Origin of the sequence: Candidatus Poriferisocius sp. (genome assembly GCF_965208475.1) — a bacterium.
Taxonomy (GTDB): Bacteria; Actinomycetota; Acidimicrobiia; order Acidimicrobiales; family Bin134; genus Poriferisocius.
In genome coordinates this window covers 98,215-119,819 of record NZ_OZ242338.1, presented here as the reverse complement: position 1 = coordinate 119,819, position 21,605 = coordinate 98,215, and the positions used below count along the sequence as shown (strand labels likewise).

18 protein-coding genes are annotated in these 21,605 nt (G+C 66.1%); 8 read left to right on the top strand and 10 right to left on the bottom strand.

Translation table 11 applies throughout. The features are described from left to right. Window positions 1-22 precede the first annotated feature (22 nt). Window positions 23-2,323, bottom strand: a complete 2,301-nt coding sequence (locus tag ACOGXA_RS00595; RefSeq protein WP_419925360.1) for a CoA transferase — start codon at window positions 2,321-2,323, stop codon at window positions 23-25. Next, a complete protein-coding gene (locus ACOGXA_RS00590) occupies window positions 2,320-3,108 on the bottom strand; it encodes an enoyl-CoA hydratase/isomerase family protein (RefSeq protein WP_419925359.1) in 789 nt (262 codons plus the stop codon). Before ACOGXA_RS00590 ends, ACOGXA_RS00595 begins: the two co-directional genes overlap by 4 nt. A gap of 99 nt (window positions 3,109-3,207) precedes the next feature. Between ACOGXA_RS00590 and ACOGXA_RS00585 the strand changes: the two genes are divergently transcribed. Both ACOGXA_RS00585 and ACOGXA_RS00580 read left to right on the top strand, forming a co-directional pair. Next, window positions 3,208-4,080 carry an LLM class F420-dependent oxidoreductase gene (locus ACOGXA_RS00585; protein WP_419925358.1) on the top strand — a complete coding sequence of 291 codons (873 nt, stop codon included), beginning with the start codon at window positions 3,208-3,210 and terminating at the stop codon, window positions 4,078-4,080. Between the two features lie 59 nt (window positions 4,081-4,139). Beyond that, complete coding sequence (locus ACOGXA_RS00580; RefSeq protein ID WP_419925357.1) at window positions 4,140-5,075, top strand: SDR family oxidoreductase; 936 nt, start codon at window positions 4,140-4,142, stop codon at window positions 5,073-5,075. On the opposite strand, the gene ACOGXA_RS00575 is transcribed toward ACOGXA_RS00580, so the two are convergent. The 6 genes from ACOGXA_RS00575 to ACOGXA_RS00550 are packed head-to-tail and all read right to left on the bottom strand — an operon-like array spanning window position 5,072 to window position 13,445. Continuing rightward, window positions 5,072-5,503 (bottom strand): hypothetical protein, encoded by a 432-nt coding sequence (locus ACOGXA_RS00575; protein WP_419925356.1) that lies wholly within the window; start codon window positions 5,501-5,503, stop codon window positions 5,072-5,074. The genes ACOGXA_RS00580 and ACOGXA_RS00575 overlap by 4 nt on opposite strands. Beyond that, the gene (locus ACOGXA_RS00570) at window positions 5,500-7,698 is read right to left on the bottom strand and encodes an integrase core domain-containing protein (protein ID WP_419925355.1); all 2,199 of its coding nucleotides are present in this window, start codon (window positions 7,696-7,698) and stop codon (window positions 5,500-5,502) included. Before ACOGXA_RS00570 ends, ACOGXA_RS00575 begins: the two co-directional genes overlap by 4 nt. After that, on the bottom strand, window positions 7,695-8,837 hold the full coding sequence (locus tag ACOGXA_RS00565) for a sulfotransferase family protein (RefSeq protein ID WP_419925354.1): 1,143 nt from the start codon (window positions 8,835-8,837) through the stop codon (window positions 7,695-7,697). Before ACOGXA_RS00565 ends, ACOGXA_RS00570 begins: the two co-directional genes overlap by 4 nt. A gap of 31 nt (window positions 8,838-8,868) precedes the next feature. Next, the gene (locus ACOGXA_RS00560) at window positions 8,869-9,741 is read right to left on the bottom strand and encodes an LLM class F420-dependent oxidoreductase (RefSeq protein ID WP_419925353.1); all 873 of its coding nucleotides are present in this window, start codon (window positions 9,739-9,741) and stop codon (window positions 8,869-8,871) included. Between the two features lie 23 nt (window positions 9,742-9,764). Next, complete coding sequence (locus ACOGXA_RS00555; RefSeq protein ID WP_419925352.1) at window positions 9,765-12,011, bottom strand: xanthine dehydrogenase family protein molybdopterin-binding subunit; 2,247 nt, start codon at window positions 12,009-12,011, stop codon at window positions 9,765-9,767. Between the two features lie 42 nt (window positions 12,012-12,053). Continuing rightward, entirely contained in the window at window positions 12,054-13,445 is a 1,392-nt protein-coding gene (locus ACOGXA_RS00550) for an ABC1 kinase family protein (protein ID WP_419925351.1), read from the bottom strand. A gap of 73 nt (window positions 13,446-13,518) precedes the next feature. Between ACOGXA_RS00550 and ACOGXA_RS00545 the strand changes: the two genes are divergently transcribed. The 4 genes from ACOGXA_RS00545 (at window position 13,519) to ACOGXA_RS00530 (ending at window position 18,072) form a co-directional block, all read left to right on the top strand. Next, window positions 13,519-14,142: an NYN domain-containing protein gene (locus ACOGXA_RS00545; RefSeq protein WP_419925350.1), complete on the top strand. Its 624-nt coding sequence runs from the start codon at window positions 13,519-13,521 to the stop codon at window positions 14,140-14,142. Window positions 14,143-14,364: 222 nt separating this feature from the next. Further along, complete coding sequence (locus ACOGXA_RS00540) at window positions 14,365-15,588, top strand: NAD(P)-dependent oxidoreductase (RefSeq protein WP_419925349.1); 1,224 nt, start codon at window positions 14,365-14,367, stop codon at window positions 15,586-15,588. Continuing rightward, window positions 15,585-16,868, top strand: a complete 1,284-nt coding sequence (locus tag ACOGXA_RS00535) for a DUF1015 family protein (protein ID WP_419925348.1) — start codon at window positions 15,585-15,587, stop codon at window positions 16,866-16,868. Before ACOGXA_RS00540 ends, ACOGXA_RS00535 begins: the two co-directional genes overlap by 4 nt. A gap of 22 nt (window positions 16,869-16,890) precedes the next feature. Then, complete coding sequence (locus ACOGXA_RS00530) at window positions 16,891-18,072, top strand: amidohydrolase family protein (RefSeq protein WP_419925347.1); 1,182 nt, start codon at window positions 16,891-16,893, stop codon at window positions 18,070-18,072. Here the strand turns inward: ACOGXA_RS00530 and ACOGXA_RS00525 are convergent. After that, complete coding sequence (locus tag ACOGXA_RS00525; RefSeq protein ID WP_419925346.1) at window positions 18,065-18,511, bottom strand: globin; 447 nt, start codon at window positions 18,509-18,511, stop codon at window positions 18,065-18,067. The two genes, ACOGXA_RS00530 and ACOGXA_RS00525, sit on opposite strands and share 8 nt — an antisense overlap. Between ACOGXA_RS00525 and ACOGXA_RS00520 the strand changes: the two genes are divergently transcribed. Beyond that, on the top strand, window positions 18,498-18,965 hold the full coding sequence (locus ACOGXA_RS00520; protein WP_419925345.1) for a SixA phosphatase family protein: 468 nt from the start codon (window positions 18,498-18,500) through the stop codon (window positions 18,963-18,965). The two genes, ACOGXA_RS00525 and ACOGXA_RS00520, sit on opposite strands and share 14 nt — an antisense overlap. Before the next feature lie 5 nt (window positions 18,966-18,970). Here the strand turns inward: ACOGXA_RS00520 and rmuC are convergent, their stop codons facing one another. Beyond that, a complete protein-coding gene (gene rmuC / locus ACOGXA_RS00515) occupies window positions 18,971-20,173 on the bottom strand; it encodes a DNA recombination protein RmuC (protein WP_419925344.1) in 1,203 nt (400 codons plus the stop codon). A 328-nt stretch (window positions 20,174-20,501) separates the two neighbouring features. On the opposite strand from rmuC, the gene ACOGXA_RS00510 reads away from it, so the two are divergent. Further along, window positions 20,502-21,569, top strand: a complete 1,068-nt coding sequence (locus ACOGXA_RS00510; protein ID WP_419925343.1) for a TIGR03857 family LLM class F420-dependent oxidoreductase — start codon at window positions 20,502-20,504, stop codon at window positions 21,567-21,569. Window positions 21,570-21,605: the final 36 nt, after the last annotated feature.

Genomic DNA, 21,605 nt, shown 5'->3' with positions numbered 1-21,605 from the left:
TCCCTTGTTCCTTGAATCGAGCTCAGCGGCACACGCCGGCTTCGGCTAGTGCTTCTACTTCGTCGGGTGGGATCCCGAGAACTTCGCCGAGCACCTCGACGGTATCCGCGCCGAGCAGCGGGGACGGGCCGGCGGTGCGCTTGGCGGTGCGGCTAAAGCGGATGGGGTTGGCCACATGGGTCTCCTGGCCCACCACCGGGTGGTCCAGCACGTCGAGCGCGCCTCGAGAGGCCAGATGCTCGTCGCCCAAGTGGTCGAAGGGACCCATCACCGCCATGGCCGACACCCCGGCGGCTTGCAGGCGCTCGGCCCGGTCATCAGCCAGGCCTTGGGATATCCACGCCGACACTGCGGCGTCAACCGCTGCAACGTCGGCCAGCCGTTCGGCGTTGGCAGGCCAGCGGTTCTCCACTCCGATCACCGTGCAGCACCGCTGCCACGACTCGTCATCGTGGCAGGCCAGCGCCACCCAGTCGTCATCGCCTCCGGCCCGGTACACGTCATGGGGAGCGACTTCCCCTGAGCGGTTGCCGCAGGCCTGAGGATCGGCGCCAGCTTCGGCCGCGCCCATGTACACCTCGCCGATGAGATAGGCGGCGGCCTCGGTCTGGGCCATGTCAATGAGCTGGCCTTGCCCGGTGCGCTGCTTGTGGTCGAGGGCGGCCAGCACGGCCACCGCCAGCAGCTTTCCGGCTATGTGGTCGGGATGGTTCAGCGTGGTGCCGCACGGATACGGCACATCGGCGTGGTTCCACAGCCAGTGGGCCCCGGCGAAGCTGGCGTTGAGCGGCCCGTAAGCCGGCATCTTGCCCATGGGACCGCCCCGGCCGTAGCCCTGCGAGCACACGTACACCAGGTCGGTCCGCTTGGCCGACATGTCGTCCCACCCCAGCCCGAGCTTGTCCAGCGACCCGCCCCGCAGGTTCTCGGCCACCACATCGGCGGCCATGAACAGCTCTAGGGCCAGCTCTCTGCCCTTCTCGGTGGTCATGTCCAGGGCCACTGACCGCCGTCCCCTGCTCTCGGCGTTGAACGGGAACGCCTTGTTGAGATCGCCCCGGCCGGCGAAGCGCAGCGAGTCGGGGTGGGCCACCGATTCGATCTTGATGACGTCGGCCCCGAGCTCCGACAGCATCCAGGTTCCCTCGGGCACCACCGCGGCCATGCCGAACTCCACCACTCGCACTCCGGCCAGCAATTGGTTGCTGTCGCCTGAGCTGTTGGATGGGCCTGGCGCCCACGGATTGTCGGCGGGACGGGCATCGAACAGGCCAGGGACTTCCCTGGCCCGTGGCGCTGGCTTTCGCACCCCTGCCGGCGTGCCCGACAGCTTCCAGGGAGCATCGGGCATGGGCAGGCCCTCAGAACCCTCCACGTCGTAGCGGAAGAACCCCCGGCCAGCCACCTGCCGATGGGCGGCGAACTCGCGGGGCGACTGGATCATCCCAATGGTGGTGCCCGCGGCCAAGCCGTGCTCGAACAGGTCGGACCGGTCCCGTTGCGACGTGATCGCATCGGCCACCATGTGGATCACGTCACGGTTGCGGCCCCGGAACACGCCGTCGGCCCACTCCGGACCGGTCAGGGCGTCGGGATTACCCAGCACCTCCACGAAGCCGGTCCACTGGTAGGGAGTACCGATCACCGTGCGCACCCAGCCGTCTCGGGCCGGGAATATCCAGTAGTTCCCGTCGGCATTGCGGCGACCCTCGGCAGGCAGTTCGGGAAAGTGCCGCACATAGTCGGGGATCAGCACCGACCACGGATTGAGCCCCGACAGGGCGGCCTCCTGCACGCTGACCTCCACCACTTGGCCGAGGCCGTGGCGGCGGCGATCCATCGCCGCGGCCAGCCCGCCGACGGCCCCCAACACCGAGGCGCAGTCGTGGGCCAAATGGCCGGGGTGCCAGCACGGGGACTTCTCCCGAAAGCCCGACAGGAAGTGCCCGCCCGAAGAGGCGAAAGCCGGCAGCGGCTCCAGCTTCCAGTCTGAGCGGGGGCCGGTCAGCCCCATGTCGGTCAACGCCACCACCACGAGTTGGGGATGGCGTCCGGTCACTTCGTCGAGGTCCAACCCGGTGTTGTCGATGAGCAGGTCGGCGGCTGCCATCAGCGCTTCCAGCTCGGCGGGGTCGCCGGCGGCTTTGTTGGCGTTGCGGTGGACGTGGGCCGATCCGTCGGGGTCGGGCACCGGCGGCACTCTGATCACCTCGGCCCCCAGATCCCCCAGCACTCGGGAACACAGCGCGCCCCGCATGTCGGTGTGGTCCACCACCCGGAGCCCGGCCAGCGCGCCGGGACCCATGGGCTCAGAAGAACTCATCGGATGCGTGGCTCTATGCGGGTTTGCTCCTTGATGCCTCGGGCCTTCTCGGTGATCTCCTCCTCAGCCCCGGCCAGGCTCAAGAAGGCCACCCCGCTGTTCACCGCGTTGGCCAAAGTCGTGTACTGGGCGGTCCACAGCCCCTTCATGGTGGCTTCGACGGCCAGGCGCTCGGGCGCCGACACGATGGCCTCGGCACACCAGCGGGCCGCGCCCATCAACTCGTCAAGCGGCACCACCTCCTGCACCAGCCCGATCTGATAGGCCCGTTGGGCCGACATGCGCTCGTGGCGGCCCAAGAGCGACATCCGCATGACCTCGCCCAGCGGCATCCGCTGGAGCATGAACATGGGCTCGTTCACCGCGGGCATGCCGTGGCTCACATGAGGGTCGAAGAAGGTGGCGTTGTCGGAGGCGATGATGAACTCCACCTCGCCCAACAGGTAGAAGGCGCCTCCAGCGGCCATCCCGTTGACCGCGGCGATCACCGGGCGCCAGTAGTCGTTGGACTTGGGGCCAACGGTGGAGATCGGATCGTCCACCATGAACGGCGATGCCGGCTGCTTCCACGATCCGGTGATGTCCACCCCGGTGGTGAACGCCCGCTCCCCTGCCGCGGTGAGTATCACGCACCGCACGTCGTCGTTATAGCGGAGGTGGGCCCACAGGGCTCGAAGCTCTTCGCAGGAGGTGTTGTCCATGGCGTTGAGCCGCTCGGGCCGGTTCAGGGTAACCACCGCCACCCCGTCGGACTCCTCGTACAGCAAGTTCTCATAGCTGGGCACGGCCCGAAGCGTAGTCCTGACAATGCGACCTCATGGAAGGTCAGAACTAGAGTCGCCGCCCATGGCGTGTTCGCAGAGCTTGGGGAAGCGGAGGAAATAATGGACATCGGAAGAATCGGATTGTGGCAGGGCGTTTTGGACCAGCAACCCTCGAGCCAGGTACGAGAGGTCGTTGCCGAGCTCGAGGAGATGGGCTGGCCCACGCTGTGGATCCCCGAGGCTGTGGGCCGGGATCCGTTCGTGTCGGCGTCGGTCATGCTGGGGGCCACCAGCACGCTGAAGATCGCCACCGGCATCGTGCAGGTCCATGCCCGCCACCCCATGACCACCGCAGCGGCCCAGAAGACGGTGGCCGAGGCGTTCGACAACCGGTTCCTGCTGGGCATCGGCGTGAGCCACGGCCCGTTCATCGAGGGCATCCGTAAGCTGGACTACTCCAAGCCCTTCTCCTTCATGGTGGATTACCTCAACGAAATGGAGAGGGCCATGTACATGGCCCTCGCCCCCGAGGAGAATCCGCCGATGGTGCTGGCCGCGCTGGGGCCCAAGATGCTGGCCCTGGCCGCCGAGCGCACTGTCGGCGCCCACCCCTACTTTGTGCCCCCCGAACACACCGCCCTCGCCCGGGAGATCATGGGGCCCGACGCCCTGCTGGCCCCCGAGCAGAAGGTGTGCCTGGAGACCGATCCCGAGGCAGCTCGGGCGCTGGCCCGGGAGAACATGGCCATGTACCTGGGGCTACCCAACTATGTGAACAACCTCTATCGGCTGGGATTCACCGAGCAGGATGTGGCCGAGCAGTCCGACCGACTGGTGGACGCCATCGTGGCCTGGGGCGACATGGATACCATCCGGGCCCGCATCCAGGCCCACCACGACGCCGGTGCCGACCACGTGGCCGTGCAGGTACTCACTCCCCGGGGTGAGCTGCCCCTGGCCCAATGGCGAACCCTGGCTGACGCCCTTCTATAGTTCGTCGGCGAAGCTCTTTTGAACGGACGAAGGGCTCGAAAGCACGAGGGGTCGACATCATGAGCAGGCTTTGTGAAGGACGAGTCGCGGTCATTACCGGCGCAGGAAGGGGCATAGGGCGGGAATACGCCCTAATGCTGGCCCAGCACGGTGCCAAGGTGGTGGTCAACGACCTGGGCGCCGACCCCGACGGCCGGGGCGGCGACGCCGGGCCGGCTGGCGAGGTGGTCGAGGAGATCCGGGCCATGGGCGGCGAAGCGGTGGTGAACGGCGCCGACGTGAGCGACTTCGACGCCGCTCGAGACATGATCCACCAGGCCATCGACACGTTCGGGACGCTGGACATCCTCATCAACAATGCCGGCATCCTGCGGGACCGCATGGTGTTCTCCATGAGTGAGACCGACTGGGACGCGGTCGTGCAGGTGCATCTCAAGGGCACCTTCGCCCCGGTCCACCATGCCGCGGCCTGGTGGCGGGAGCAGACCAAGGCCGGGCGGAGCTTTCAAGCCCGGATCATCAACACCGCATCTCCGTCGGGCATCTTCGGCAACGTGGGCCAGACCAACTACGGCGCAGCCAAAGCGGGCATCGCCGCCTTCACCGTGATCTCGGCCATGGAGTTGGTCCGCTACGGGGTCACGGTGAACTGCATCGCCCCCAGCGCCCTGACCCGGCTCACCGCCCCGCTGATGGGCGGCGCCGATATATCCGAAGAGGTCCAAGAGACGATGTCGCCCACTTGGATCGCTCCAATCGTCACCTGGCTGTGCAGCCCAGAGGCGGCCAACGTGACCGGCCGAGTGTGGGTTGTGGGCAACGGTCGCCTGGGCATCGCTGAGGGCTGGGTCCTCGGCCCCAGTGTCCCCCTCGAGTCCCAAGATCCCACCACGCTGCACCCAGTGGTGGCCGACTTGATGGCCAAAGCCGAGCTCAACGCCGACATGGGCGGCATCCCCGCCGCCGGCCCCGGCCGGCCCGGCAACGAGATCTAGAGCTCTTCAACCCGGCAGCGGACCTCTGGTTCGTTGTCGGCCCCCACCCATCGCAGGGCGAGGCCGCCTCGGGCGTGGCCGGCGGTGTCCAGCCAGTTGGGGTGGCCGGGGTCTTGTCGGGCCACCACCACCCGCACCGAGCCGTCGTCTTCGACTGCGGCCGTGTGGTGGTTGAGGTTGGTTTGGTAGTACTCGAAGTCCAGCGACTCCAGCCAGTGGTTGCCGAGCTGGATGTTCCAGTACTCGCACTCAGGGGGCTCGAATTCGATGATCCAGGCCTCATCAGGGCCCAAGTCGAAGTAGCCGTAGTTGTACGAGGTGTCGGGGTGAGGTGTTTCTGATTCTTCGCGACTGTTGGGCGTGTTTTTCAAGTCGCTTTGGCGGGTGGTTGGCGGGTGGTTGTTGGTTAGTGTAGCGGTCGGGGTCATTTGTGGCTCCGGTGCCATGTTCGGCGTTTTTGGTCGGCGTCTCGCATTCCTTGTCGGCGGGCGGCTCGGATGGTTTCGCCTCGGCCCTGGTGTTCGTCGTTGGGGGTGACGTAGCCGATGGCTTCGTGGAGGCGGACTTCGTTGTAGTGGGCTCGGATCCGCTCGAGTTCGGCTCTGAGCACTTCGGGTTCGTCTATGTCGTTGAGGTGGGGGTGCTCGTGTTTGGCGTGGCCCCACAGCGACTCGATCCAGGCTTGGTCGGTCGGCGTCGAGGGGCGTCCGAACTGCTGGGCGATGGAGCACAGGGCCATGAACTTGCGGGTGTCGTTGGCGTGCATCTCTGTCCCGTTGTCCGAGATCGCCAGCAGCAGCGGGACCTGGTCGTCGTCGGGGAGCGCTGCTTGGGGGTCGCCGAGGCGGGCCGCCAGCTCCTCGGTGAGGAGCCCCTCGTTTTGCAGCGCTCGGGTGAACAGGATCCGGGCGGCGACGGAGTCGGGGGCGGCGGTGAGGTGCACAGCGATCCATTTGCGGCTGACTACATCGACGATCGCGTAGGCGTGCTTGGCGGCGGTGCAGCGCTGGAACTGGGAGGCGTCCCAGCACCAAAGCTGGTTCGGGCGCCATTGGCACCACTGGGGCCAGGGCGCTTTGGGCCTGGGAGCGGGACGGGGCTCTCCTTTGAGGGCGAGGCCGCGGCGTGCCAGAACGCGGTCCACAGTCGACGGCGACACCCACACCCGCTGTTGGTAGGAGCCCCGGTGGGCGAGCTTGCGGTGCGAGCGGTCTGTGTCGCCCCACTCGTCGAACAGCGCCACGATCTCGTCTTGCTCCCAGTCCAAGATCCCGTGCACCGGACTGCCCCCGGGAGCGCGGTCGTCGAGGCGGCCGCCGGCCCGGCGCCGGTTCCAGCGCCACACCCGGGACCGGTCGATCTCCAGCACGCCGCAGACCCGGCCCAGCGTCCACCCCGCCGACACCGCGTCGTCGACCAGGCCCAACAGGGCCGCTTTAGCGGCCCCGTCGACGCGGGCGGGGATCGGGCCGCTCATCCCCAACGCGATTTTCCCCGCAGCGCCGCCAGCTCGACCGCCTGCTCGACGACCGTGGCCTGCAGCCGCTCCACCTCGGCGCGCAGCGCGGCGGCCTCCGACGCCTCCGCGGGCGTTTTGCGAGCCCGCCCGGGCTTCGACGACTGCAACGCGGCAACAGCCCCGTCGCGGGCCACCGCCCGCAACCGGGCGATCACCGACCGGTCCACCCCCGCCTCCGCCGCCGCGTCGGACTGGGTGAGCTGCCCCGACAGCATCCTCACCCACAAGTCGTACTTCTGCTCCGCAGACAAAACCCGCTTCGGTTTCCTCGGAACTGCACTCATCGCTGATAGCCTCCAAAATCAAGGCCAACAACCCTGCCACATGCGGCCTGAAAAAACCGGGAAACCGTCGCGCGAAATCAGACGCAACACAGGGGTCGCCTTGGGCGAAGGCCAATAGCTGGGGGTCGATGGGCCGTACTTCGTGGGGATGGGCGGCAAAGCTGGCCGTCCACCCCAGAAACTGGCCCACCACCGCGGCCACGGTGAAACCGGCCCGGCCCAGCGCGCCGGCCAGTCGCTCGGGGTCCACCGGCTCAGGCGGGCTTCCGGCGTCGGTCCTCTCCAGGGTCATCTCGGCGGGGGTCTGGTTGGGCCGGTCCAGCAGTGTCTGGCGGATGGTCAAAGAGTTGGTGCCCTCCTTCATGGCCAGCCAGGGTCCAGACTGAGGCGCCGCGCTGATGGCCACCTCGAAGCCGCCGTCGGAATCCAACTCGAGGTCCTCGGTGGTCAGGTAGCCGTCGCGAATCAGCCCCTCGGGGGTACCCAGGCCGCCGCTGAATGCCCCCATGCGGATGGAGTGGGCGTCGTTGAGGCGACCCGACAGCCGGTAGTCGAATCGGGGCGACAGTCGGGCGCCCCCATAGGCGTAGTCGGGGTTGTCCAGACCGATCTTGACCCCCGCGTGGTTGAGGATGGCCCGGGCCGGGTCGGACTCCTCCAGATTGGCCTTCAGGAAGTTGGCGGCCAGCCGGGTCACGTAGCGAAGCCCCTCGGCCCGGTCGAAGTCGTCATCAGGTGATGCATCGAGCACCTGGCGGCCCGCATCTCGCAGGGCGTCGCAGAACTCCTCCCAAGACTTGCCCAGATCGATCTCGCTCATTCCACTGCCACCCCGCAAGCCTCGATGTAGTCGGCGTATCGCTCGTGGACGACCTCGGCCCTCAGCCCGTACTGGTCGGGGCTGTAGTCGTGGACACCGTGTTCTCCTTTGGGGTGATCGGCGGCCCACTGGGACACCGCCTGTTCAGCGGCGTCGTCGAATTGGTAGCCGAACTGGTTGCAGATGGCGGCCACGCTGCCCAGCGGGTCGGTCTGGAAGTCGGCGAAGTGCAGGTCGTAGAACCGGTCCTCCCGACCGGCTCGGGCGGCCAGTAACCGCTCGATGCCCCGGGCCCACAACTCGGTCTGCTCCGCACCGAGGGCGATGTCGTCGGGATGCTGCTCGAACCCCTGTCGGCTCACCCCAGTGAGGCTGCACACCGAGGCCACCGCTTTCAGCGGGTCGCGGTGGGTCATCACCACGTTGGCGTCGGGGTACGTGGCAAACAGCGCCTCGGGGGCGAACAGGTGGCTGGGATCTTTGAGCAGCCAGCAGGTATCGGGCTCGTCAACGCCGATCAGCCCGATGCTGCGGCGGTGCCGGGCGTAGGCCGGACCCATATCGCAGCCCGCCCACCAGGCGGAATAGGTGGGGATGCGGAACAGACACTCGAAGGTCACGCTGGCGAACGAGTGGCGAAACAGGTTCCAGCACTCGTCGACGAGCTCGGCTGATTGGAAGTGAATGGTGGACTGGTCGGGATTCATCTCGGCCATGGCGTCCATCTTGGCCTTGCAACTGACGTAGTCGTCGATCAGCTCCCACTGGTCGCGGGGCGGCCGGGGCTGGGGCATCTCGGCCAGCCACAACTCCAATCCCTGGAAGTGGGGGCTGGCTGCCATCAGCTGGTGCAAGGCGGTGGTGCCGGTGCGGGGCAGGCCGATGATCACCAGAGGCCGCTCGACATTGACGTTGGCGGTCTCAGGCCGGGCCTTCAGGCCGGCTTCGGCCTTGAGGCGTCCCATGAGCGCCCCGGTGACGATCTCGCCGATGGCAAAACGGCCGATGTCGGTCATGGCCGCCTCGGCCTCCAGCGACTCCTCCAGAACGGTCAAGCCTTCGAGGTAGTCGTCGCGGCCGAAGTCATCGAGCCCGGTTCGCTCTACGGCGGCGGCGTGCCATTGCTCGATGTTGCTCACTGGACCACCTGATGCCGTGTCTTGTTGTTGCTTACCGAGCTGCGGCTTGGAGTTGGGCCCCGAACGCAGCCATGGTCTCGGCGGTGTCGGCGAAGAACAAGAACGACGGAACGATCAGTCGGTGGGCACCCAAATCGGCCACTTCCTGCACCAGCCCGGCAGGGTCGTCCATCGGTGTGTTGGGCAGACCGACGGTGATCTCGATTGCCTCCGGGTCACGCCCCGCCGCTGCCGCCTCCTGGTGCATCACGTCGATGAGGTCGGCCATGGAGGAACCCTCCCGGGGCCCAGGCCAGAAGCCGTCGCCCAGCCGGCCGGCCCGGCGGGCCGCAGCCTTGGAATGACCGCCGATAACGATGGGCACCCGGCCGTTGGCCGGCTTGGGATTCACGCTTACCCCGGAGAACGAGGCATGGTCACTCTGAAACGAGGTGCTGTCTGCGTCCCACAGCGCCCGCATGGCCCCGATGTAGTCGTCGGTGCGCTGGCCCCGCCGGTCCCACGGGATGCCCAATGCCTCGAACTCCTCTTTGAGCCAGCCCACGCCCACCCCGAGGGTGACCCGGCCGCCCGACATGGAGTCGAGGGTGCCCAGCGACTTGGCCAGCACCACTGGGTTGCGCTGGGGCAGGATCAAGATGCCCGTGCCCAGCCGCAGGCTCGTCGTCGCCGACGCCACCCACGTCAGCCAGATGAGCGGGTCGGGCAGCGGCGAGTCAGGAGCCATCGTCATCCTGCCCGTAGGGTCGTAGGGATACTCCGAGGCGTACTCATCGGGATACACCACATGCTCCACCGTCCAAACCGAGTCGAACCCGGCCGCCTCCGCGGCCTGGCAGAACTCCACCGCACCCTCCGCAGTGGACCAGTGGAGAATGTTCGCAAAACCGATGCCAAACTTCATGACCCGCAAGAGTAGGACAACGGCTAGCTGGCTGACTCCATGGCCGACCAGACGCGTTCGGGGGAGGTGGGCATGTCGAGGTGGCGGATGCCGAGGTGGGAGAGGGCATCGACCACTGCGTTCTGCACTGCGGGGGTTGAGCCCACGGTGCCGGACTCGCCGATTCCCTTGGCTCCCAGCGGGTTCAGCGGGGTGGGGGTAACCGATTCGTGAACCTCGAAGCTGGGCAACTCGGTGGTGGAGATCACGGCGTAGTCGGCGAAGTTGGAGGTCAGCAGGTTGCCGTCGGGGTCGTAGCGGACCTCTTCGATGAGGGCTTGGGCCGCCCCCGCGGCCAGCCCGCCGTGGATCTGGCCGTGGGCCAGCAGCGGATTCAAGAGGGTGCCGGCATCGTCCACCGCCACCAAACGCTCCAGGCGCACCTCCCCGGTTTCGGTGTCTACTTCCACCACGGCCACATGGGTGCCGAACGGGAAGGTGGGGCCGTGCTGCTCGAAGTCGTTCTCCACGAACAGCGGCTGTTCGGTCGCGCCAGCCACATCAGCCCATCCAGCCGACCGGGCCGGGGTGCCCACCACGTGAAACTGGCCGGTCTCAGAATCCAACACCACGTCGGCGGGCGCGGCCTCCAGCAGGTCGGCGACCAGGGGGCGGGCCGCCTCGATCAGCTTCTCGGACGCGTCGAACAGAGCCGAGCCCGCAATCTGGGCCGTGCGAGACCCCCCGGTGATGTCGCTGGAGGGGATCTCGTCGGTGTCGCCGTGGATCATCTCGATGCGGTCCATATCGATGCCCAGGGTGTCGGCCACCACCATCGACAGCGTGGTCACATGGCCCTGGCCGAAGGGGGTTGCCCCGGTACGGGCCAGTACCGAACCGTCGGGCCGCAATTCCAGGCTGCCGGTCTCTGTGCAGACGGGGCCCATCAGCGAGGTGACCTCCACATAGGAGGCCAGACCGATGCCCAGCAGTTGGCGGTCGTCCCGCTCCCTTCGGGCGGCCTGCTCGCTTCGAAGCCCGTCGTAGTCGGCCGCCTCCAAGGCGGCTTCCAGAGTGGACCGGTAGTCCCCGGAGTCGTAGGCCGCGCCGGTGGGGGTGGTAAGCGGGAAGGCGTCGGGAGCGAGGAAGTTGCGGCGGCGCACCTCGGCGGGGTCCATGTCAATCTCGGCGGCGAACAGGTCTACGGCTCGCTCGATGGCCGCGGTGGCCTCGGGGCGACCGGCCCCTCGGAACGCCTGCACCGGGGCAGTGTTTGTGGCCACCGCGGTGGCCGACCAGACCACGTTCTCGATGTCGTAGTTGCCCGGGGCCATGAGCCCGGTGAAGGTGGGCAGCAGCGCTCCCACTGCGGGATAGGCCCCGGCGTCGGCCAGCATGTCCAGGTGGTAGTGGGTGATGCGGCCGTCGGCGGTGCCTCCCAGGGTCACGGTCTGGAACTGGGCTCGGCTGTGGCCCAGCGCTTGGAGGCTCTCAGTACGGGTTTCGGTCCAACGCACCGGGCGACCCACTTGGCGAGCCAGCCACCCCAGCAGGCACTCTTCGGCGCTGGGGGCGGCCTTGGTCCCGAAGCCGCCGCCCACATCGGGAATAATCACCCGAACTTGCGACCGCTCCAGCCCCAGTGCGCCGCAAATAGCCCCTTGGGCCGAATGGGCGCCCTGGGTGCTCGACCAACAGGTGAGGCGCCCGTCGTCGGCCCACGCGGCGGCGGCCACCCGTCCCTCTATGGGGCTGGCGTAGATCTTGGAGTTGACGATGCGGTGGTTGACCACCGCGTCGCAGCCGCTGAAGTCCAGATCGGCTGCCGGGGGGAAGGCGATGGCCACGTTGGACTCGGCGTCGTCGAACAGCCTGGGGCCGTCGGCGGCGCTCTCGGCGTCGACCACCGCGGGCAGCGGGTCGTATTCGGCCCACACTGCCTCAGCGGCGTCGGTGGCCTGGACGACGGTCTCGGCCACTACCGCGGCGATGGCCTCGCCCACGAATCGAACTTTGCCAGTGGCCAGCAGGGGGCGGGACATGGCGGCATCGCCCATCATCGGCGGTCGGCGGGCAAGGTCGAGGTCGTCGCCGGTGACCACTTCGAGCACGCCGGGCATGGCCCGGGCATCGCTGATTTCCACCGAGAGCAGGTGGGCGTGGGCGATGGGCGACCGCACGAACACCACATGGGCCGCCCCCTCAAGCGGGATGTCGGCCACGTAGGTACCCCCGTCGGTCAGCATCCGAGGGTCTTCCACCCGCCTCACTTCGTTGCCCAAAATGCTCATGGCCGGGAAGCGTAGGCCAGGAACGTATTGGGCTCTTACTCGCTACTGCTGAAGGGACGACCGCCACACATGTGCGTCTTGGCCCATGGCAGTGGAGGGGGATCGGTCGGTGAACGGCCACAGTTCCTCGGCGATGCTCCTCCAGTTGGCAGTGGCACCGAGCTGGGCGAACAGCGAGATCAGGCCGAGGTTGATCCGCTGGAGCACGACCAGCGAAGGCGGCACGTTCAGCACCTTCTTCAACTCGGCGTGCTCGCCAGAGGCGTTGAAGATGGCCCTCACTCCCGCGGCGGCGTACTCGGGGGTGAATGTCCGGGTCTCGTCGGTCAGCACGAACTCGTAGAAGTGGGTGAAGAACGCCTCCACCTCGTCATCGCTGAACGGGGCGCCGGCCGGCAGCAGCCCGGCGGCAACCTGCTCAGCCCTGAACCGGGGGATGTCGCGGTCTATCACCATGGCGGTGAGCATCCGCTCGAACTGGGCGGTCTCTTCTGAAGTGAACCGCTTGACGAGACCGAAGTCCAAGAAAACGACCGAGCCGTCGGGACCGAAGAGGTAGTTCCCGGGGTGGGGATCGCCGTTGAATGCCCACAAGCGGTAGATCGAACCGAACGAGAACCGGTAGATGGTCTCCGCCACCCTGTTGCGCTGATCTTGAGGCCAGTCCAGCACTTCCTCGAAAGTGGCCCCCACCGCCAACTCGGTGGTCAGCACTCGGGCCGAGCTGAGGTCGTCGTACACCTCGGGAACGGCGATATAGGGGTGGCCCTGGTAGTGGTTGTAGAACAGGCGCTGGTTGGACGCCTCGTGCTCGTAGTCCAGCTCCTCGGTGAGCCGCTGGCGTAGCTCTTGCACAATGGGGGCGGGATCGAGGCCGGGAAACAGCACCGAAAGCGCTCGAAAGATCATCCGGGCCGATCCCAGGTCGGCGGCAATGGCCTCGGCCACGCCCGGGTACTGGATCTTCACCGCGCAGGCCCGGCTGTCGGTGGTGATGGCCCGGTGTACTTGGCCGATTGACGCCGCCGCGATCGGCACCGGATCCCATTCCTCGAACAGCTCGCCGGGCGGAGCGCCCAGTTCGGCAGCCACTACCGACTCGGCCAGGGCCGGACTCATAGGAGGGGCGTTCGCCTGGAGTTGGGCCAATGAGGTCCGGGTGGTCTCGGGCAGACCGACATCCAGATAGCTGGCCATCTGGCCGATCTTCATCAGCGCGCCCTTCATGTTGCCCAGAACTTCCACCACGTCGGCTGCGGTGCGAAGCTCCCGTTCGGCGTCGAGGGCTTCGGATCGCTCGGCATCGGCGAACACCTGGCGGGCCCTTGCCATTGCCCATCTTCCACCGCTGCGGGCGCCCAACCCGGCCACTTTGGCCGTACGCCCGACCCGCCCTCGCCGGGGCACCGCTCCCCTGCTGCGCTCGCTTGCCACCCCGCCGAAAATACCGGCCAAGCTGCTGCTATATGCACCTTTGAGGGCAAATGACAGCCGGTATCATCCTTAGGTGTCCACCATCGTCTACATCGACGGCTTCAACTTCTACTACGGAGCCGTCAAGGACACCCCGTACAAGTGGCTCGACTTTGAAGCACTATGCCAACGCCTGCTCCCCAAAGACGAAATCACCAAAATCCGCTACTTCACGGCGCGAGTCGCCTCGCGTCTAGACGATCCTCAGCAAGCAACTCGCCAAGAGACCTTTCTACGAGCCCTGGGTACCTTCTCCCTCATTGAGATCCACGAGGGCCATTTTGTGACCCGTCCCACTCGGATGACACTGGTGAACCCACCGTCCAAGGGCCCTCGAACCGTCGAAGTTTGGAAGACGGAAGAAAAGGGCTCCGATGTCAATATCGCGACCTATCTCCTCCTTGACGCCTTCAAACAGCGCTGTGATACCGCAGTGGTCATCAGCAACGACTCCGACCTCGCCGAACCTGTCCGCATTGCACAAAGGGAGATCGGAATCAAGGTAGGCATTATCAACCCCCACAAACCGGAATACCGGTCGCGGAAACTCCAAGGGACCTTCTTCAAGCAGCTTCGACACAGCATCCTTGCCCATGTCCAACTGCCAAAGGCCATCCACACCGACCAAGGCGTGATTCACAAACCCAGTGCTTGGTAGGAAAACGCAAGGGCTCGCCGAAGCGAGCCCTGCACCCAGCCACCGAAGCGACTAGGGGAATATCAATATTCTACCTACAAGGGCGACATTACCTACAAGCTTCTCTTCGGTTTCCCCTATCGGCAACAGGATAAAAGAGTGTATCGTGAAGCGGAACAGTTCCACCATACGGTACACGAGCGTCGAAGGCCCTCGCCGCAAGACCACTACGGAGTCCCCGTCATGCGAATCCTCTTTGCTGACAGCTTGGCCGAGAGCGCCATTCAGAGGCTGCGGGACGGGGGCGACATCTGTGTCATAGACGCATCGCTCACCGCGGAAAGCCTGCCGGAGCGCATCACCGGATTCGATGCGCTAGTGGTCCGCAGCACCAAAGTCACCGCAGCCGCCTTGGAGGCAGCCGACCAGCTCGGACTAGTGGTGCGTGCCGGAGCGGGAACCAACACCATCGACGCCGACCGGGCCGCCGAGTTGGGCATATTCGTGTGCAACGTGCCTGGACGCAACGCCATCGCAGTGGCTGAGCTGGCCATCGGGCTGATGTTCGCCATTGACCGCCACATTGCCCCCGCCACCGCTGATCTTCGCGCCGGCGATTGGAACAAGCAGACGTACAGCAAAGCCCGAGGGCTGTTCGGCTCCACCCTGGGCATCATCGGCATGGGCGCCATCGGTATCGAAGTCGCCCAGCGGGCCAGCGCCTGCGGCCTGAAAGTCATCACCGAGCTCCGCAATTGCCGAACCCGCGACGTGCGCCGCCGCATGGCCGACATCGGGGTGGCGGAAGTGCCCGATAGGGCCACACTGTTGGCCACCAGCGATATCGTGTCGCTGCACGTCCCCGGCGGCACAGACACCATTGGGATGGTGAATGCCGAATTCTTGGCGGCCATGAAGCCTGATGCGGTGCTTGTCAATACCAGCAGGGGCGAGGTGGTGGACGAGGCCGCCCTGCTGGCCGCTTTGGACTCCACCGACCTGCGGGCCGGCCTTGACGTATTCGCCGACGAGCCGTCGGGAGGAATCGGGCAGATCAGCTCGGGGTTGGCTCGCCACCCCAAGGTGACGGCCACCCACCACATCGGCGCCTCCACCGAACAGGCCCAGACGGCCGTGGCCGAGGGCACCGCCGAAGTGATCGAGGCCTATCGCCAAGGCGTAGTACTCGACTGCGTCAACTTGGAGCGGGTCCCTAACCGCACCGCCACGCTGAGCGTCCGCCACCACGACCGAGTCGGCGTGCTGGCCTGCGTGCTGCAAGAACTAAGCCGGCGGCACCTGAACGTGGCCAACATGCAAAATCGCATCTTCTCCGGGTCGGAGGCGGCGGTGGCCATCATCGAAGTGGGCGGAACCATCGACGATGAGCTGCTGGACGCTCTCAGCACCATCGAGCATGTGATCTGCGCTTCAGTGCTGGACACAGACCCGGAGACGGCCCAATGACCGAAACACACCCGGCAATGGAGCGCAGCTCAGAGGGCGAGTCTCTGGTCGCGCCCTTCGACGGCTGGCTCGTACACCCCGATTGGGCTGAGCGGGTCATAAGCCGGGCCTACGACAACCTCTCCCCCCAACAGCGCCGAGAACTGGTGGCCGCCAACCCGTACAGCTACATGAACGTGACCCGGAGCCGAGAGGATCTCTTCGACAACGCCAACTCGTCTCCCGAGGCCTTGGTGGGCGAAGGCGCCGCCGCCCTCAACCGGCTCCTCAACGCCAACGCTTTTGCCGCAACTGGCCGGCCGGCTTTGTACCTGTACCGCCTGTCCCACCAGCAGGGGGTGCAGACCGGCGTGGTGTGTACGGTGCCGGTACGAGGTTTTGACGACAGGCGCATCCGCATCCACGAGAACGTCCACGACGATCGAGCTTCCTTGCTCACTGCCCACCTCCAGGGTGTGGGCGCCACTTCCAGCCCGGTGGCCATGGCGGTACGGTCCACGGCCGAGTTGTACCGCCAACTGCTGGACATCACCTCAAGCGCCCCCGCCGACCTTGAGTTTGGTTCCTCCACAGTCCGCCATCAGGTTTGGACCGTGCCGGAGGACTACACCGAATCGCTGGCCGCGGCCTTCGACAACCAGGTGCTCTACGTCACCGACGGACACCACCGGTCGGCCGCCGCGGTGCGAGCCCTGGCGGCGGCGCCGAACGACCCGATTCTGGCTCGGACACTGGCCGTGGTGTTCCCTGACGAACAGCTCCATGTGCAGTCTTTCCACCGGATAGCGACCGATCAGCATGACCGCGGGCCGGAGGACTGCCTGGAAGCGCTGTCGGTAGAGGCCGAGGTGACCCCAGTATCCTCCTCGCTTGCCGCCCGCCCCGGCGGCCCGGGAATGGCCGGCCTCTACCTGGGGGAATCATGGCACCGGTTGGAGCTACCACCGGCCGTCGGCAACGGCGCGGTTAGCAGGCTGGACGTGGAGCGGCTGAGCCGTTCCATTCTCGGGCCCGTTCTAGGCACCGACGAGCTGAGCCAGCAGGGGGCGGTGGATTACCTTCCTGCTTCCGCGGGCTTCGATGAACTGGCCCGCCGCTGTGATGAGGAAAACCGAGTGGGGTTCGCACTGCACCCCTTGTCGGTTCGCGAGCTGATGGCGGTGGCAGACGAAAGCGGCCTCATGCCCCCCAAGTCGAGCTTCTTTGCCCCCAAGCCCCGCTCCGGCGTGTTCCTGCGGGTGCTGGGTCGGGGGGCCACGGCCCATCTTCCTGCCTCCTAGTCGAACAGGTACTGTTCTCGGCGTGCTGATCTCATCGGACTCCCACGTTGTTGAACCGGGCGACCTGTGGCTGGAGCGCCTGCCGCCGCGGCTACGGGACCGGGCACCCCGAGCGGTACAGGACCCCGACAACCACTACTGGTACTTCGAGGCCCCGGATATGGGACGGGGGGTGAACCTGACTCTGTCGCGAAATGCCGGGATGACGCAGGGCGAGGTGGATGCCCTGCTGGCCTCCGATCCCGATGCCTGGGTGGGGGCGACCGGCGGTCACGATCCGGTGACTCGACTGGCCGACTTGTGGGTAGACGGCACGGTGGCCGATGTGGTCTACCCCACCGCCGGCCTGTCGCTTTTGCAATACGACGATGTCGAGCTCCAACTGGCCTGCATCCAGGTGTACAACGACTGGCTGGCCGAGTTCTGCGCCGCCGACCCCGACCGGATCATCGGCATCGCCATGGTTCCCACCTGGGACATCGACGTGGGCGTGGCCGAGCTGAACCGCTGCGGCGACATGGGGCTGCGGGGGGCCATCATGTGGAGCTCTCCACCCGCCACCCGGGAGTACAGCTTCTTCTCCACCCGCTACGAGACTCTTTGGGCCACCGCCGCCGAGCGGTCCATACCGATCTCCATCCACATCTTGGCCGGCCACCAGACCAAGGGCATCGGCCAATACGGCGTGACCGTGGAGGGCACCTACTACTTCGGGATCACCTCGCGCGATGAGCTGGCCCACACCGTGGCCGAGCTGATTGCCGCCGGAGTATTCGAGCGCCATCCCGACTTACGAATTGTGGCCGCCGAGGGGGGCATCGACTACGCCGCCCGGCTGGAGCAGCGCCTCGACATGACCTACAGCGGGGCTTGGAGTCGGATTGATGACAAGCTGACCATGACGCCCTCGGAGTACTTCCGCCGCAATGTGTACCTCACCTACATCGAAGACCCCATCGGGCTGAATAACCTGCGGTTCACCGGCACCGACCACTTCATGTGGTCGAGCGACTACCCCCATGGGGCAGCCACCTGGCCCCGCTCCTACGAGATGATCACCAAGGAGTTCGACGACGCAGGGGTGAGCGAGGACGACCGTCGCAAGCTGACCCTCACCAACGTGGCCGAGCTCTACAACATCAACCTGGAAACGGTGAGCCAGCCGTCACCGGCCATCGCTGGCCAAGTGGCGTCGGTCAGCTGATCGGAAGCCGTCGGGAATCAGTCGGCGGAACAGGGGGCTGCTTGTTTATGAGGTGGGTGGCAGCCGACTCGAAGTAGTCCAGCATGGCCCTGCGGATGTCATCAGGCAGATCGGACTCGCCTACCGATGCCCGCATGTGGTCCATCCAGGCGTCGCGCTCGGCGACGCCGATCTCAAACGGCGCGTGGCGCATCCGAAGCCGGGGATGGCCCCTCTCTTCGCTGTAGTGCGGCGGCCCTCCCCAGTACTGGGCCAAGAATCCGGCCAGGTGGCTACGCGAAGGGCCCAAATCCTCGGGATACAGGGGCCGCAGCACCGGGTCGTCGGCCACACCGTCGTAGAAGCGGTCCACCAGTTGGTCGAAGAAGGGCTGTCCGCCCACCGCCTCGTATACCGATTGCTCCACCGGCCTAGCGTATTGCGACATGCCCGCGGTCATCTTCTTGAGGCACGCCAAATCTGACTGGTACGCAGGAATTTCCAACGACCTCGAGCGGCCGCTGAACAAGCGGGGACTGCAATCCGCGGCGGCGGTCGGCAGTTTCCTGGCAAAGGCCGGCCATGTGCCCGATCTGGTGCTGTGCTCGCCCGCCACCCGGACCCGCCAAACCCTCGAGCTGGCCAAGGAAGCGGGAGGCTGGGATTGCCCAACGGAGGCGGCTGATGAGCTGTACTACGGGTCGGTCAACCACATGGTCGCCCTGGCCTGCCAGCGACGGGCTCCGGTCACCATGCTTGTCGGGCACGAGCCGACCACGTCCACAGCAATTGGGCAACTAACCGGCGCCGACCTGCGAATGCCCACCGCAGCACTCGCCCGGGTAAGCCTCAACCCCGACAACACCGGCCAACTCGACTGGCTGATCCCCCCGCGCCTGCTGACTGACCGGTAGGACCCTCAGTCGTCTTCTGCTCCAGTCAGCTCTTGCACGCTTGGTTCTGCCTCAGCTTCAACCAACTCGGGGGCTGCGACGGGCCGGGCAATGGCCTCCACAGAGGTGGCTGATTCGATCTGCTTGGACCCGGGAACCACTCCCCAATCCTCGAATTTGCGGGCCCGGGGCAGCACACGGCCCTCCAAGGAGCCAATGCTTCTGTTATAGGCATCAACCGCTCGATTCAGCCCCTTGCCCACACCGTCGACGTGACCGGCATAAACCCTCAAACTGTCGTATAGGTCGGCTGCCCCGTCGGCGATCTTCTGGGCATTTTCCTGAAGGTCCTGCTGTTGCCAAGCCACGGCCACCGTGCGCAGAAAAGCCAGGAGCAAACCGGGAGTGGCAATGAGTACTCGGTGCTTCTGCCACGCGTCCTCCCATAACGTGGGTTTCACGTCCATGGCTGCGTCCAGGATGGGCTCGGCGGGCACGAACATGACCACGAAGTCGGGGGAACCGTCGACCGCCGCGGCATAGTCCCGGTCGCCCAAGGTCTTGGCATGGCCCATGAGGGTGTTGGCGTGGTTGTTCAGAAATTCGCTCTGCCGCTGATCATCATCGGCGTGGTGCGCGTCCAGATAGGAACTCAGCGGGGTCTTGGCGTCGATCACCACTTCCAGACCACCCGGGATGTGGACCACCGCATCGGGCCGACCCCGGCCTTCGCCCAAATCGATGGTGTCTTGCTCGACGAAGTCGATGCGCTCGCTCAAACCTGATAATTCCAGGATGTTGCGAAGCTGCTGCTCCCCCCATTGCCCTCGCATCTGCGGGGACCGCAGGGCCTCGCTGAGATTCTGAGCAGTATCCCGCAGTTGGCCGACCTGGTTCCGCAGCACGTCGTAGGCCCCTTTGCGGTCCTTCTCCATGGCGACAACCTGTTCCTCAAATTTCGCCAAATTCTCTTTGACCGGCTTGACCAGTTCGTCTATCGCCTTCTGTCGCTTTTCCAGGTCAGTGTGGCTGAGCTGGCGCTGGTTTTCGAACTGCTCTTTGGCCTGCTCCAATAAGGTCGCGCTGTTGGTCTTCACCACATCAGCTGCAATTCCCTTGAACTGGGTCTCGATCTGCTTGCGGGCCTCGGCAAGCTCCTCGCTGCGAGCTTCGTGGTCGGCCTTGACAGCAGCCAACTCCCGGCGGACGGCCTCACGTTCTCCCCTCACTTCTTCCAACTCAGTCCGGGCAACATCGCGCTCTCCTCGGGCCTCGCTGAGCTGCCGGTCTCGCTCAGCTAACTGGACCTCCAGTTGAGTCGCCCGAGTCCTGAGTTCACTTGCGTCGCCAGACTGAACGCCACCCCCGCCAAGGCGCCCCCGCCTAACGACAATGGCCTGGGCGACCACGAAGACCAAGACAACAACAAGAAGAGCAATCTCCATAGGCCCGCCATCCTATGAACCCCCGGTGACAGTTTCCGGCAACGTCTTCAGGCCGTGGATTGGCCTAATCTCCAGCCGGCCCGAAGAACGACGAGGAGACCCCATGCCCCAGATGAACGAGCTCGGTTTCTACACCTTGGCGGGGGCGCCGGAGTCGCCTCGGGAGCTGATCGACGAGGTGCGCCAAGCCGAGGAACTGGGCATCGGCAACGTGTTCATCAGCGAGCGATTCAACATCAAAGAAGCAGCCACTCTGTCAGGTGCGGTCGGGGTAGCAGCCGAGACCATGGGCATCGCCACCGCGGCCACCAACCACCACACCCGCCATCCGGTGGTGACCGCGGCCTACGCCATGACCATGCACAAGCTCACCGGCGGGCGCTTCTGCCTCGGTCTCGGTCGGGGCGTCGACCGTCTGTCCCAGGCGTTCGGACTGCCCCCCATCACCACCGCCCAGATGGAGGACTTCGTGGGCGTCATGCGCCGCCTGTGGCAGGGCGAGGCCATCTTCAACCACAAGGGTCCGATAGGCGACTACCCCGTGCTTACCCTCATGGGCGCCAGCAGCGAGCACATCCCCATGGCCCTCACCGCCTTCGGCCCCAACTCCCTGGCCCTGGGCGGACGCTGCTTCGACGCGGTAGTGCTGCACACGTTCTTCACCGACGAGACCACCGCCCGAGTAGTGGGAGACGTCAAACGGGCCGCCGAAGAGGCCGGACGCGACCCGGCTTCGGTGAAGGTGTGGTCGTGCTTCGCCACCATCGGCGACCACCTCCCCGAAGACGTGAGGCTCAAGAAGACGGTGGGCCGCATGGCCACCTACCTCCAGGGCTACCCCGAGCTCATGGCCCGCACCAACAACTGGGACCAAGCCGCGCTGGAGCGATTCCTAGCCGACGAGTTGGTGGCCAACTTCCAAGGCGCCATAGACCAAGTGGCCACCACCGAGCAACTCCAGCACATCGCCACCCTCATCCCCGAAGAGTGGCTCGCCCCCGCCGCCACCGGCACCCCCGCCCAATGCGTGGCCAAGATCCGCGGCCAGTTCGACTTAGGCTGCGACGGCGTCATCCTCCACGGCGCCAGCCCCGCCCAACTCCACCCCATAGTCACCGAATACGCCCGCACCCGCCCCACCGGAACCTTCGACCACCTCCCCGCCAACCCCGGCGGCTGAGCCAGGCCCCAGCCTGCGCCCGACGTTGGAGGCGGT

Excerpts from the sequence above, each read along its gene's own strand:
- ACOGXA_RS00570 (WP_419925355.1), bottom strand. The coding sequence starts at position 7,698 with ATGAGCGAGATCGATCTGGGCAAGTCTTGGGAGGAGTTCTGCGACGCC.
- ACOGXA_RS00560 (WP_419925353.1), bottom strand. The coding sequence starts at position 9,741 with ATGAAGTTTGGCATCGGTTTTGCGAACATTCTCCACTGGTCCACTGCG.
- ACOGXA_RS00575 (WP_419925356.1), bottom strand. The coding sequence starts at position 5,503 with ATGACCCCGACCGCTACACTAACCAACAACCACCCGCCAACCACCCGC.
- ACOGXA_RS00510 (WP_419925343.1), top strand. The coding sequence starts at position 20,502 with ATGAACGAGCTCGGTTTCTACACCTTGGCGGGGGCGCCGGAGTCGCCT.
- ACOGXA_RS00580 (WP_419925357.1), top strand. The coding sequence starts at position 4,140 with ATGAGCAGGCTTTGTGAAGGACGAGTCGCGGTCATTACCGGCGCAGGA.
- ACOGXA_RS00535 (WP_419925348.1), top strand. The coding sequence starts at position 15,585 with ATGACCGAAACACACCCGGCAATGGAGCGCAGCTCAGAGGGCGAGTCT.
- ACOGXA_RS00585 (WP_419925358.1), top strand. The coding sequence starts at position 3,208 with ATGGACATCGGAAGAATCGGATTGTGGCAGGGCGTTTTGGACCAGCAA.
- ACOGXA_RS00555 (WP_419925352.1), bottom strand. The coding sequence starts at position 12,011 with ATGAGCATTTTGGGCAACGAAGTGAGGCGGGTGGAAGACCCTCGGATG.
- ACOGXA_RS00540 (WP_419925349.1), top strand. The coding sequence starts at position 14,365 with ATGCGAATCCTCTTTGCTGACAGCTTGGCCGAGAGCGCCATTCAGAGG.
- ACOGXA_RS00520 (WP_419925345.1), top strand. The coding sequence starts at position 18,498 with ATGCCCGCGGTCATCTTCTTGAGGCACGCCAAATCTGACTGGTACGCA.
- ACOGXA_RS00525 (WP_419925346.1), bottom strand. The coding sequence starts at position 18,511 with ATGACCGCGGGCATGTCGCAATACGCTAGGCCGGTGGAGCAATCGGTA.
- ACOGXA_RS00595 (WP_419925360.1), bottom strand. The coding sequence starts at position 2,323 with ATGAGTTCTTCTGAGCCCATGGGTCCCGGCGCGCTGGCCGGGCTCCGG.